This is a genomic window from Methylorubrum subtropicum, from assembly GCF_038442325.1.
In the GTDB taxonomy this organism is placed as follows: Bacteria; Pseudomonadota; Alphaproteobacteria; order Rhizobiales; family Beijerinckiaceae; genus Methylobacterium; species Methylobacterium subtropicum.
Genome location: NZ_JBBXMW010000017.1, coordinates 14,172 through 26,531 on the forward strand (window position 1 = coordinate 14,172; position 12,360 = coordinate 26,531).

Annotated in this window: 7 protein-coding genes and 5 pseudogenes; 5 read left to right on the forward strand and 7 right to left on the reverse strand. The window is 66.0% G+C overall.

Going from position 1 to position 12,360, the window contains the following annotated elements; all coding sequences use genetic code 11:
• The first annotated feature begins 36 nt into the window (after window positions 1–36).
• From AAHG03_RS20455 to AAHG03_RS20470, 4 genes are all read left to right on the forward strand, one after another.
• The gene (locus tag AAHG03_RS20455) at window positions 37–414 is read left to right on the forward strand and encodes a response regulator (RefSeq protein WP_342152823.1); all 378 of its coding nucleotides are present in this window, start codon (window positions 37–39) and stop codon (window positions 412–414) included.
• A 577-nt stretch (window positions 415–991) separates the two neighbouring features.
• Window positions 992–1,813 carry an alpha/beta fold hydrolase gene (locus tag AAHG03_RS20460; protein WP_342152915.1) on the forward strand — a complete coding sequence of 274 codons (822 nt, stop codon included), beginning with the start codon at window positions 992–994 and terminating at the stop codon, window positions 1,811–1,813.
• 46 nt (window positions 1,814–1,859) lie between these two features.
• Window positions 1,860–2,972, forward strand: a complete 1,113-nt coding sequence (locus tag AAHG03_RS20465; RefSeq protein ID WP_342152825.1) for an alkene reductase — start codon at window positions 1,860–1,862, stop codon at window positions 2,970–2,972.
• A gap of 425 nt (window positions 2,973–3,397) precedes the next feature.
• Complete coding sequence (locus AAHG03_RS20470) at window positions 3,398–3,811, forward strand: ester cyclase (protein WP_342152826.1); 414 nt, start codon at window positions 3,398–3,400, stop codon at window positions 3,809–3,811.
• 110 nt (window positions 3,812–3,921) lie between these two features.
• On the opposite strand, the gene AAHG03_RS20475 is transcribed toward AAHG03_RS20470, so the two are convergent.
• From AAHG03_RS20475 to AAHG03_RS20500, 5 genes and pseudogenes are all read right to left on the reverse strand, one after another.
• Complete coding sequence (locus AAHG03_RS20475; protein WP_342152827.1) at window positions 3,922–4,491, reverse strand: type 1 glutamine amidotransferase domain-containing protein; 570 nt, start codon at window positions 4,489–4,491, stop codon at window positions 3,922–3,924.
• A gap of 438 nt (window positions 4,492–4,929) precedes the next feature.
• The gene (locus tag AAHG03_RS20485) at window positions 4,930–5,769 is read right to left on the reverse strand and encodes an aldo/keto reductase (protein WP_342152828.1); all 840 of its coding nucleotides are present in this window, start codon (window positions 5,767–5,769) and stop codon (window positions 4,930–4,932) included.
• A 213-nt stretch (window positions 5,770–5,982) separates the two neighbouring features.
• Window positions 5,983–7,130 (reverse strand): annotated as a pseudogene (locus tag AAHG03_RS20490) (IS3 family transposase).
• A 62-nt stretch (window positions 7,131–7,192) separates the two neighbouring features.
• A pseudogene (locus AAHG03_RS20495) lies at window positions 7,193–7,381 on the reverse strand (transposase); the annotation flags it as partial.
• A 66-nt stretch (window positions 7,382–7,447) separates the two neighbouring features.
• A pseudogene (locus AAHG03_RS20500) lies at window positions 7,448–7,882 on the reverse strand (transposase family protein); the annotation flags it as partial.
• A 167-nt stretch (window positions 7,883–8,049) separates the two neighbouring features.
• Between AAHG03_RS20500 and istA the strand changes: the two are divergent.
• Window positions 8,050–9,164 (forward strand): annotated as a pseudogene (gene istA / locus AAHG03_RS20505) (IS21 family transposase); the annotation flags it as partial.
• Here istA and AAHG03_RS20510 read toward each other — a convergent pair.
• Together AAHG03_RS20510 and AAHG03_RS20515 are read right to left on the reverse strand one after the other, a co-directional pair.
• Window positions 9,164–9,385: pseudogene (locus AAHG03_RS20510) on the reverse strand (ISL3-like element ISMex26 family transposase); the annotation flags it as partial. The pseudogenes istA and AAHG03_RS20510 sit on opposite strands and share 1 nt — an antisense overlap.
• A gap of 346 nt (window positions 9,386–9,731) precedes the next feature.
• Window positions 9,732–12,278, reverse strand: coding sequence for a glycosyltransferase (locus AAHG03_RS20515; RefSeq protein ID WP_342152829.1), 2,547 nt, complete (start codon window positions 12,276–12,278; stop codon window positions 9,732–9,734).
• Window positions 12,279–12,360 lie beyond the last annotated feature (82 nt).

Sequence of the window (12,360 nt, forward strand, 5' to 3'; positions counted from 1 at the left end):
CGGGGCAGACTCAGGTCCTCGAAGGAGGATTCTGTGATGGCATCGACCGAACGCCGGCCCGTCGTGCTTCTCATCGAGAACGAGCCGATCCAGATGATGGTGCTGTCCGACCTCATCGAGGAGGCGGGCTGCGACGTCGTCGAGGCGACGACGGCCGCGAAGGCCATTCACATCCTCGAACAGCGCACCGACATCCGGGTCGTGGTGGCCGATCTCGACGTTCGCGGGTCGGTGATGGGGCTGCAACTGGCGGCCATGATCCGCGACCGCTGGCCGCCGATCGAGATGATCCTCACGGGTGCGGTGAAGCCCGATCTGTCGAGCATCCCGGCGCGCGGCGTGTTCCACGACAAGCCGTTCGACCAAGGCAAGCTCGTTCAGAGCATCCGCACTTTCGTATCGGCAGAACATTAGTTCGTTATCCAGATCTCTAAATTTGAAATTCGGAACAAAAGATTTTGCACTTGTTAGAAAATAAACTAAAAAACATCAGTGTCATGTGATGAAGTCAAAAAATCGCGCTATCGACAGATAGAGGGGGAGTCTTTCCTAAGCTTGCAACTGGTCGACCCCGGACGGTCGACCCTTAGGCGCTAAATGTCCGTTATGGGGCGTCGAGTCAGTTTCCGCTTATGGCGCATAGCCGAACAAGTGGCGCGTGAACTTCTGACCCAACTCAGCCGCTCACCGCTTCAGATCCGGCGCTTGAAAGCGGATAAACGCTCGCTCAAGGCAGTCGTTTAGCGATCGTGATCGCTGGCTTGGTGGGTCGGAGACACCGGTTCGTCTGACGCTGCGGGCTGAACGAACACGTCAGGTGCGGACGAGCCGTTGCCGCTAGATGATCCGGCGCGTTTCCTCGGCGGTCCACCGGCGCTTTCCGCAGCGCACTTAATGCGGTGTGCGCCATCCGCGCAGGTTTCACCCCGGGGAACCAAGGCGGCCCGGAACCGGTCGTGTGAGAGACGATCGTCCGACCGGAGAGACCATCATGCCCTTCATCGCGGCCCACGATGGCACGCAGCTTTTTTTCAAGGACTGGGGACGCGGTCGGCCGGTCGTGCTCATCCACGGCTGGCCGCTCGATGCCGACATGTGGGAGTTCCAGCAGCGGACGGTCACCGAGGCTGGTTTTCGCACCATCGCCTACGACCGCCGCGGTTTCGGCCGCTCTGACCAGACCTGGGACGGCTACGATTACGACACCCTCGCCGACGACCTGAAATCCGTGCTCGACGCCCTCGATGTGCAGGACGTGGCGCTGGTCGGGTTCTCAATGGGTGGCGGCGAGATCGCCCGGTACATGAGCCGGCATGGCGGCGCCCGGGTCACTCGGGCCGCGCTCGTCTCGTCGGTGACGCCCTATATGCTCAAGACGGGCGACAACCCAGACGGCGTCGACCCAGCGGTGTTCGACGGCATGATCGCCGGGCTGAAGAAGGACCGCCCGAACTTCATGGCGACTTTCGCAAAGACGTTCTTCGGGGTTGGGATGCTCTCATCGCCGGTCTCGTCCGACCTGATCGAATGGACCGGCACCCTCGCGATGCGCGGGTCGCCGAAGGCGACGACCGCCTGCGTGACGGCCTTCGCCGAGACCGACTTCCGCGCCGACATGGCCGCGTTTCGCGTGCCGACCCTCGTGATCCACGGCGATGCCGACCGGACCGTGCCGATCGACGTGTCGGGCAAGGCCACAGCCGCCGCGATCCCCGGCGCCGAGTTCGTCGTCTATGACGGCGCGCCGCATGCCGTGCCGTTCACCCATGCCGAACGGCTGAACGCGGATCTGATCACCTTCCTGAAGGGCTGACCCGCGCTCCGCTCACCATTACCCCGCACACACAATCCGAGGTACCATGACGACGAGCCCGATCCTCCAACCCGTGACAATCGGCGATCTGCACCTCAAGAACCGCATCGTGATGGCGCCGCTGACCCGCAGCCGGTCTTCGACCGCGGGCGTACCGCCGGACTTCGCCGCCGATTATTACGGCCAGCGTGCCAGCGCCGGCCTCATTGTCTCAGAGGCCACTAATATCTCGCAGCAGGCCGTGGGCTATGCCTACACGCCGGGCATCTGGTCGGACGAGCAGATCGAGGCTTGGAAGCGCATCGTCTCGACGGTCCACGCCAACGACGGCTGCATCTTCCTCCAGCTGTGGCACACCGGCCGGATATCCCATCCCGACCTGCAGCCAGGGGGCGAACTCCCGGTCTCAGCTTCGGCGGTGAAGCCGGAGGGAACTGCCTTCACGATGGAGGGGATGAAGCCCCACGTCACCCCGCGGGCGTTGGAGACCGACGAGATCCCTGGCATCGTCGATGATTACCGGCGCGCGGCCGTGAACGCCAAGCGCGCCGGCTTCGACGGGGTCGAGGTCCACTCGGCCAACAACTACCTGCTGGAGCAGTTCGTGCGAGATTCGACCAACAAGCGAACCGATCGCTACGGTGGCTCGATCGAGAATCGTTTGCGGTTCCCGCTTGAGGTGGTCCGTGCGGTGACCGAGGCCTGGGACGGCGGAAGCCGCGTCGGCATCCGGTTGTCGCCCGCCACGACGCAGCCCGGCGAGACACCGCTCGATTCCGAGACGCATGCCACCTTCGGCGCCTATGTCGATGCGCTCAACGAGTTCGGCTTGCTCTACATTCACACGATCGAGGGCGTCACGCAGCAGACCCGTGATGTGCCGGACTGCGTCGATTTCCTCGACCTGCGGCGCCGGTTCGAGGGCGCCTATATCGGCAACAACCAGAACACCCTGGATCTCGCCGAGAAGGAACTGGCCGAGGGCCGCGCCGATCTGTTCAGCTTCGGCCGGCCCTACCTTGCCAACCCGGACCTCGTCGGGCGGCTGGCGAGCGGGGCACCGCTGGCCGAGGCACCCAAGCAATACTGGTACGGCGGCGGTGCGACCGGTTACTCCGACTGGCCGGGCATGGACGGGCCGGTACCGGTACGGCGCTGAACCGATCACGGAGATCGGCACGTCGCCGATTGTGACCGAGGCGACGGACTGTATCGTGTCAGTGTCTTGCTGCGCGCGGGAGAGCGCTCGGCCAACCTCGGCCTTGCCGGCAGGATCGAACCGAGCGGCCGGTGTGTACCCCGGCCGGCATCGGGCGTGGGTCACCACCACCAGGGGCAAGTTGCTCGAAACCGCGCTCCGAGCCTCCGAGGCCGCCAAGTCGGTGAGTATGCGACGTGGCGCCGAGGATGCGTCCTCGGTCGCCTACAACCCGTGCCGACATGCGGGCCGGCGCGCCGCGTCGCTCCGGCACCGGGTCCAAGCGCAGCCTCGCGAGGGCGGCGTGCAACGACCGGGCATGGCGCGGGTTTCCTAGCCTTCGACTGAGACGCCCCGATCCTACCGATCCGAACCCAAGGAGCACCATGTCCCGCGAGAGCAGCATCCAGGCGACCGAGAAGTTCGGAGAACTCGTCAACGGTGGCCAGTTCGACGCCTTCCCCGAGGTCGTCGCCCCGGACTGCCATGATCACGACCCGGCTCCGGGCCAGCACATGGGTCCCGAGGGATACAAGGCCTTCTTCACCGAACTCCGCACGGCGTTCCCCGACATGCAGGTCGAGGTAAATAAGCTCGTCGCCGACGGGGACAGCGTCGCCTTCGCCTATACGCTCACCGGCACGCACCAGGGTGACTTCAACGGCCACAAGCCGACCGGGAAGGCCATCAAGGTCCGCGGCATGCAGATCGGCCGCTTCGTCGACGGCAAGATGGTCGAGCGGTGGGGCTCGTCCGACGAGCTCGGCATCCTGAAGCAGATCGGCGCCATCGAGGTTTGACGGAGGCTTCCGCGAAGGCGTCCCGGCCGCGGGACGTCCTTAAGACATGACCCGGGGCGGCCCATGGGCCGCCCCGGGTCTCAAGATCCAATTTTCAGCTTCCTGACTCCTCAGGCGCTCCGGGCTTGGTCGGGATGGCGGCCCTCCGCGAACTCCTCGACGATCTTGGCGCAGAAGGGCGGCAGGTCCTTGGGCGTGCGGCTGGTGACAAGCCCCTTGTCGCAGACGACCTCCTCGTCGACCCAGGTGCCGCCGGCGTTCTCGATGTCCCGCCGAACGGTGGGGTAGGAGGTCAGCGTCCGGCCCTTCACGACGTCGGCCTCGATCAGGGTCCACGGCCCGTGGCAGATGACCCCGACCGGCTTGCCCGCGGCGAAGAAGTCCCGGACGAACGCCACGACATCCTTGCTCGCCCGGAGCTTGTCGGCGCCGACGCAGCCGCCGGGCACGACGAGGCCGTCGTAGTCCGCGGCTGACGCCCCCTCGATGGTCCTGTCCACCTTGTAGCGGTTGGCGGGATCGAGGTCGTTGTTGACTGTCTCGGCTTCGCCGGCCTTCAGACCGATGACCGTCACGGTCGCCCCGGCCTGCTTCACCGCCTCATGCGGCTTGGCGAACTCCGGATCCTCGGTGCCGCGCGGTGCGATCAGGATCGCGATCTTCTTGCCCTGCAAGCTCATGTCATCGTCCTTCTGAGTGTCGGAACCTAACGGAGGCACCGTCGCGCCGTTCCTCACGACGGGATGCGGTCGATGCCGGAGGTATCCCGGCCGCGACGCCGTTTTCGCGGTGGCGGACGGCACTCAGCGCCCGATAGACTCGGAGACGCGCCGGCATCACCGAACCGAGCGGCCGGTGCGCCGCCAGACTGTGCGCTGGGCGGAAAGTCATCTCCCGGGATACGAAAGAGTTCCTTTGCGGCCCGAGGGGGCGCCCATCCGCCGAACGGTCGCCACGACGCATGTTCTAGGCGCCTTCACCTCTCGGCAGGCAGCGTGGGTCGTTCGGACGATCCGCCGATCCGCGAATCCCCGCCCAGCGGCGGGATCGTCCGCGGCCGGGTGGGGATGCGAGACGGCGGGACGATCATCTGCCCTGACCAAGCGGGCATCACGGGCCTACAACATGGGAAGGTGGCGTGGTCGGGGACCCTGCGGAAACGCTGCGTCGATCCGCATGAACTCGTCTTCCGTCAGCCGCAGCGGGCCAGCGCTGGCGTTGTCGGCGGCATGCTCGGGACTGGACGCCTTGGGGATCGTGAAGGTGGACGGCCTCCGCGTGAGGAACCGGAGCGCGACCTGACGGGCGGTGGCGCCGTGGTTCGCCGCGATCTCATCCAGGACGCGGCCGCCCGGTGTTCGTGGGCCAGGGAAGCTGCCATGGCCGAATGGGCTGTAGGCGACGACGGCGATGCCGTGATCCTCGCACCAGGGCTGGACGGCGTGCTCGATCGCGCGCTCCTCCAGGTGATAGAGCACTTGGTTGTAGGCGATGCGGCCCTCGCCCCCGGCCTTCCAGGCGGCTTCAAGGTTGGGCACATCGAAGTTGCTCACCCCCCAGGACAGGATCTTGCCCTGTTCGCGGAGCCGCTCGAAGCCGGCGAAGGTGTCCTCAAGGGGATGCGAGCCAGGCCAGTGCAGCAGGTAACAGTCCAGCCTGTCGGTGCGCAGGCGCGCGAGCGAGCGCTCGCAGGCCGCCACCGTCCCGGCAAGGGAGGCGTTGCTGGGGAGAACCTTGGAGACGAGGAACACGTCATCGCGCCGCCCGGTGATGGCTTCGCCGACCACGGTCTCAGCGTCGCCGTACATCTCGGCGGTATCGATGTGCGTCATGCCGAGGTCGAGGCCGCGGCGGAGCGCTGCGACCGCGGTGGGCCGGTGCGCGTCATCGATGTACCAGGTTCCCTGGCCGATCACCGCAACATCACGCGGTACGGGACCAAACGGGCGCTGCTCCATGCCTTTCCCTCCATCCGCGGACGACACGTGCGTTTAAGGCGCGAACACCTCGCGCAAGCAGCCGTCCGTCTTGTGCTTAAACATGTCGTAGCCGCGCGTTCCGTCCTCAAGGGAGAAACGGTGGGTGGCGAGGCAGGACCGGTTGAGCTCGCCCTTCTGGGCGTGCGTCAGCAGCCGGTCCATTGGCCTGCTGCCGGTTTGGTGGACACCGTCCTAAGCTAATTGGGCGCGGTTTTCGAACTCGACAGGGCTGAGATAGCCCAAGGTCGAGTGCCGCCGCGCCGGGTTGTAGAAGCGTTCGATGTAGTCGAACACGTCCGCGCGGGCCTCGTCCCGCGTGCGGTAGGTCCGCCGTGCTGTGCGCTCGGTCTTCAACGACGAGAAGAAGCTCTCCATCGCCGCGTTGTCCCACACGTTGCCCGACCGGCTCATCGAGCAGGTCACGCCGTATTCAGTCATCAGACGCTGGAAGGCTTCACTCGTGTATTGCGAGCCCTGATCCGAGTGATGCAGCAAAGCATCCGGCTTGCCCCTGCGCCAGATCGCCATGACGAGCGCATCCGTGACGAGTTGAGCCGTCATGCTGGCCTGCATCGACCAGCCCACGACACGGCGCGAGAACAGATCGATGACGGCAGCGACGTAGAGCCAGCCCTCAGCGGTCCAGATATACGTGAAGTCGGCGATCCACTTCCGGTTCGGGGCGTCGGCCGCGAACCGCCGCTCCAAGAGATTGGGCGAGGCGGTGGCCCGCTCTCCCTCGTCCTTCGGTAGCCCGCGTCGGCGCGGCCGTGCCCGCAAGGCGTTCTCGCGCATGATCCGCTCGATGCGGTGCAGCCCACACGCGACACCCTCGGCCAGCACGTCGCGCCAGACGCGCCTCGCGCCGTAGGTGCGATCACTGGCCACGAAGCTCGCGCGGGCCTTGCCCAGGATCGCTTCGTCGTCCCGCGCACGTTGGCTGGGCTGCCGGGTAAGCCACGCGTGGAAGCCGGAGCGCGACACGCCCAGCGCTGCGCACATCCACGCGACCGGCCAGACAGCTCGATGCTTTGCGATGAAGGCGAACTTCATATCGCGTCCCTCGCAAAGTATGCGGCGGCCTTTTTTAGGATGTCACGCTCCGCCTTCAGACGAGCGACCTCCTTGCGTAGGCGATCAATTTCGATCTACTCAGGCTTCATCTGGCCCTGACCAGGGAAGGCATGGTGCGGATCGACCGCCGCCTGCTTCACCCACCGGTGCAGCATCGTCTCGTGAACATCGAGATCGCGCGCGGCCTGCGCAACACTGACGCCACGTTCCCGAACCAGTCGAACTGCCTCGACCTTGAACTCACGTCCAAACTTGCGTCGCTGCATGGAGCACCTCCGGCTTCATCATCACACCTAAACCGGGTGTCCGTGAAACCGGCAGCAGGCCAATCCTTCATCTTCCTGGCTTGATCGACCTGCAGGCCGCCGTACTCCTTGCGCCAGCGGTAATAGCTCTGCTCGGAGATCTCCGCCTCCTTGCACGCCAGCGCCAAGCTCTTGCCCTGGGCGGTCTGCACCTCGATCTGGCGCAGCTTCAGAACCACCTGCTCCGCACTCGTCTTCTGACCTCGCCGCATGTCCGACTCCTTCAGTCCTGGCTGATCCTCTCAATCAGCCCGGCCCAAAGCCAGCCGGTCAGGTCAGCGCCGCACGGTCCGCAACATCGTGTCCCGGCTCGCTGGCACCATGAGCCGGCGGGCGAAGCTCTCCGCCGGCCTGCCACTGAGGGCGAGGCCGAGATGATGGACGATGGTGTCCAGCCGTCTCGTGCGGCGGGCGTAGGCGACGGCGAGGTCCGGTTCGAGCCGCTCGGCGAAGACTTTCGTCCGGCATTCCGAGTCGACGCACCGGAACCGGCGAACGCTGATCGTGATGACGACGCGCCGGCCGGCGACCGGCAGATCCGACAGGGTGCGGGTGTAGCGGCTATGCACCCGAGAGGAGACGCCCTCACACCTCGGACACCGGGCCGAGGCGGTTTTGGGCCGAGCGGTGATGGTCAGGCCCGCTCCCACCTCGATGTGATCGACGACAAGGCAGGGCGGGATGATCGATCCGAGATGAATGCTGCGGGCCATGGCAGGATCTCCGACGGCAGAAGCCGAGATCCATCAACCCGCCTGCACCAAAAGTGAGTCAGAGCCCAACTTTGACCCCGTGATGCGGGGGATCGGCGTCCAATTCTGCCCCCCTGAAGCTTGCTCTCGCAGACTGCCCTCCGGGACGACCGGACGGGTGGTGGGGGATGAAGGGCGTGGACACGATTGCGCGCATCCGGCGCGAGTTCTTCATCCGCGGCCGGTCGATCAAGGACATCGTCCGCGACCTGCACGTCTCCCGCAACACCGTGCGCAAGGTCATCCGCTCGGGAGCTACCAGCTTCGCCTACGAGCGCGAGGTGCAGCCGCTGCCCAAGCTGGGACCATGGCGGGATGACCTCGACCGGATGCTGGCCACGAACGCCAGCCGGCCGGCGCGCGAGCGGCTGACCCTGATCCGGGTGTTTGAAGCGCTGCGCGGGCTCGGCTACGAGGGCGGCTACGACGCGGTGCGCCGCTACGCCAAGAGCTGGAAGCGGGAGCGCACCGCCATCACGGCGCCCGCCTTCGTACCGTTCTCCTTCGCGCCGGGCGAGGCCTACCAGTTCGACTGGAGCCACGAGATCGTGCTGATCGGCGGCGTGACCACGACGGTCAAGGTCGCCCACGTCCGGCTCTGCCACTCGCGCATGCTGTTCGTGCGCGCCTACCCGCGTGAGAGCCAGGAGATGGTCTTCGACGCCCATGACCGGGCGTTCGCCTTCTTCCGCGGTGCCTGCCAGCGCGGGATCTACGACAACATGAAGACCGCGGTGGAGACGATCTTCGTCGGGCGCGAGCGCGCCTACAATCGCCGCTTGCCTCACAGATGTGCTCGCACTACCTCGTCGAGCCGGTGGCCTGCACGCCGGCCTCGGGCTGGGAGAAGGGCCAGGTCGAGAACTAAGTCGGGCTGGTGCCCGAGCGCCTGTTCACCCCGCGCATCCGGGTGAAGAGCTACGACGAGCTGAACGCCCTGCTGCTCGACGGGGTGATCGCCTACGCCAAGGCCCATCCTCATCCCGAGGAACGCGAGCGCAGCGTCTGGGAGCGGTTCGAGGCCGAGCGGGCGGCGCTGGTGCCCTATGCCGGCTGCTTCGACGGCTTCCACGCCGTGCCGGCCGCCGTCTCCTCGACCTGCCTCGTGCGCTTCGACAACAACAAGTACTCGGTCGCCGCCTCGGCCATTGGCCGTCCGGTCGAGGTACGCGCCTACGCCGAGCGTGTTGAGATCCGCCAGGACGGCCGCATCGTTGCCGAGCATGCCTGCGCCTTCGGCCGTTCGGCGTCGAGCCGAGGCCGATAGGTCTCAAGGCTGCTCTGACGCGTTCGGAACACGTCGCCGGTTATGCCGCGCAACACGTCGCGCACGAGCTTGCGGCTGTGGCCGGTCGTGCGGGCGATCTGCCGGATCAGCACGCCCTGTCGTGACAGCGTCAGGATCGCCTCGGCAGTCGCCATCCGCCGCCGGTAGCCCTCGTACTGCAGACGTTTGGCGCAGGTCGCCGATCATCCTGCGAAACGGCTAACAGATCTGCTACCCTGGAACTGGACGTCCGCTCAGCCGGCGGCGCACGCCGCCCGACCTGCCGGCCTCTCACTGAGCGCTTACAAACCGCAGAGCGCTGCGGTCATGTTTCGACGCCGAGCCACAATGGCCCGTTCCAAGCGTCGACCGGCCCGCCGAGGACGGAGCGGTGGCATCGGTGCGGGCAGCCACGGACGATCCTGGAGCCATTTTTGATCTGCGGCGCCTCGTGATTGACGTCTGCCTTAAAAACACTTAGGGCCGACCGTAACAACAGGCGGGCGTGACGCCCGAGCGAACGCCACGCCGCGCTTCGTCGCCTCAGCCGTCGCAGCGCCCGTGCCCCGGCCCTAAGCGGGCCTGCGTGCCCGAACGCAGGCCCCCGTGCCAGCCCAACACCGTGTGGTCGCTCTCGCGGGCCTTCGCCCTCGCGATCAGGGTTTGGCGACGCGGCTCGTCGATGAATGGACAGGCGTCAAGAAGGGCGAACAGGTCGATCAGTGCCTCGCCCGGTGTCGAGATGCCCGCCTCCGGATCGATCAACGCACCGTTCCTCGCTTCAATCGGGGACACGTCGGCGCGTCCGATGGACGCCCAATAGTCGTTGAACTCAAAGTCATCATCGAGCGGCCGATCACAGATCTTCAGCCATGTGGCCGGTATGCCGTAAGCATGACTGACGATGAGGCCGTGGAGGGAACTGGACAGGATTCGGCGGCAGGAGAGCACGGCGTCGATCACCGGCTTGATGCCCCCGGTGATGTCGATCAGGCGTACACTGAGGCCGGCAGGCAGGCGGGGAAGGGGCTCGGTCCCGGCCTCGCAACCGTGTTGGATTATGCCAATGTCGTAACACGAGGCGATGTCAGGGGCATAAAATAGCGGAAGGAGCAGAGCTGGATCGCCCATTGGGAGTCCGGCCTCGCCTCCAGCCTCAACGATGCGCCGTGCCGTCAACGGGCCGCGCACAGCAAGGATGTTCGCGACCGGAATACGCAATGCATCGGTGCTTCCGATGAAGCCGCCTCCCCAGACGACGGCCTCGGGGTGAGCGGTACGGATGCCGCTTCCGAAGGCATGATAGATCGGGGCCAACTCGGCTGCGTCGGAATGCTGACTGTTGATCACCTGCCGCTCCGCCAGCACCGCCACGAGTGCGGCGTTGAGCTTGTCGCCCCGATTGCGCGTGACCGGCAGGTTGGCGGGCCAGCAAGCTAGGACGGGAGCCTCGCCCCGCTCCGCTGCCACCGTGCAGGCATGGGCGAACGGATCGGCGCCCTCCTCGCCGGAGGGCGGTGCTGTCATGTCCGGCGGTGCCGGGAAGGCCCGCGGCGCTCCGTCGGTGTCCGCTGGCATGCGCAGCGTCTGCGCCTCCAAGTGCCACCGGACGAAGCCGTCCGCATAGGCCGCTCGCGACGCATTGCCGCCGAACGCATCGATTCCGGTGTCCGGCGCCGTGGTGAGGGAGGTGGGCAGGCGCAGGCCCACGGTCATGACGTCGGGAGAGACAGCGATCGCAGCAGAGCCGTAATGCGCGCGCAGGCGCCATTCAAATTCGGCATCTCCGCTGAAGCGGACGCCGTCGAAGTGTCCGACCGCGTCGAGAACGCTGCAGGCGAACAGGCTGGAAGCCCGGTTCAGGAGCGGCGCGGATTCGAGCCGACCGTTCCGGTCGATCCGCACCCATCGCGAATAGACACAGATGGTCCGGGCATCGGCATCGATCAGAGCCATCGCGCGCTCCAAGCGTTCAGGATGCATCCAATCGTCGGCGTCGTGGAAGGTATAAAACTCCGCAGCAACGAGGCGGAGCGCGAGATTCTTGGAGCGGTAGACGCCCTGGTTCACCGGGCTCTCGATGATCGAGATGCGGGGATCGGTGGTCGCGATCGCGCGCATGACCGCCCCCGAGCCGTCAGTGGAGCCGTCGTCGACGATGACCAGCCGCAACGACGCATAGGTCTGAGCAAGAACGCTGGCGATCGCTGTAGCCAGCGTGTCGGCGGCGTTGTGGACGCACATGATCACGGCGAGGCGGGCGACAGGAGTTACCGGGGGCGGGTTGGATGGGCCCTCCCGTCGGAACGCCTGGAGGATATGCGCATTGACAGGAGCGCAAACGCCGGCGTCCGAATGAGACACCCTCTTCAGGTAACGCGTCAACGCCTCGGCCCAGGCGACCCGGTCGCCTCGTCCGGCATAGGCGTTGACTAAAGCGTGCAACGCCGAAAGGGTGTCCGCCGTCTTCGCGAGCGCTTCGACCGGGATCTCGTCAGCCAATCCGGCGCCGATGAGCACATCGCCGACTAGAACCCGCCTGTGGCTCAGGCCCGCGGCTCTGACTGGATCGGCCTCCAAGCGGCGCAGTAGCGCCAGTGCTTCCTTGTGGTCGGAGCGGGCGAGTATTTCAAGACGGGCGAAGACGATCCGATGATCGTCGGGCCACCGCCGTTCGGCCTCGGCGAGAGTTTCGAAGCCGGCTTCGACCTGTCCAGCCTTCAACTGGCAGCGCGCAAGCAGGATAGACAGATCCGCCTGCTCCGTATCAGACGACGCGCGGGCTGCACGGGGCATCACCTCCGTCAGGACATCGATGGCCTGCCGTGGCAAAGACAACACCATCAGCGCGCGGGCTTGATAAAGGCCAAGCGTGAAGTGACCGTAGTCTGGAAGCGCGATCCCACGTACCTTCAGCGCAAAAGCCAAGCGGAGGATCGAGTAAAGGTCTCGGTTCGCCAGCAAGCGCTGAAGCGCGGAGGCGAGATCTGCCGATTGGAACGGTCGTCGAAGCGACTCCACCCAGGCATCTAAGCCGCCCTGGCTGCAATCGCGCAACGCCTCAGGCATGGCCACAGCGTGATCAGCCACCAAAACTCCGAATCCCCTCGGGAACCGTGTCAGCCGGCACGGGACTGAGCGCCTTCGGTTTTAAGGGCGCGCTTCCGATGGC

What these genes read in the sequence shown, in the direction of transcription:
- AAHG03_RS20455 (WP_342152823.1), top strand. Translation starts at nt 37, where the DNA reads ATGGCATCGACCGAACGCCGGCCCGTCGTGCTTCTCATCGAGAACGAG.
- AAHG03_RS20460 (WP_342152915.1), top strand. Translation starts at nt 992, where the DNA reads ATGCCCTTCATCGCGGCCCACGATGGCACGCAGCTTTTTTTCAAGGAC.
- AAHG03_RS20465 (WP_342152825.1), top strand. Translation starts at nt 1,860, where the DNA reads ATGACGACGAGCCCGATCCTCCAACCCGTGACAATCGGCGATCTGCAC.
- AAHG03_RS20470 (WP_342152826.1), top strand. Translation starts at nt 3,398, where the DNA reads ATGTCCCGCGAGAGCAGCATCCAGGCGACCGAGAAGTTCGGAGAACTC.
- AAHG03_RS20475 (WP_342152827.1), bottom strand. Translation starts at nt 4,491, where the DNA reads ATGAGCTTGCAGGGCAAGAAGATCGCGATCCTGATCGCACCGCGCGGC.
- AAHG03_RS20485 (WP_342152828.1), bottom strand. Translation starts at nt 5,769, where the DNA reads ATGGAGCAGCGCCCGTTTGGTCCCGTACCGCGTGATGTTGCGGTGATC.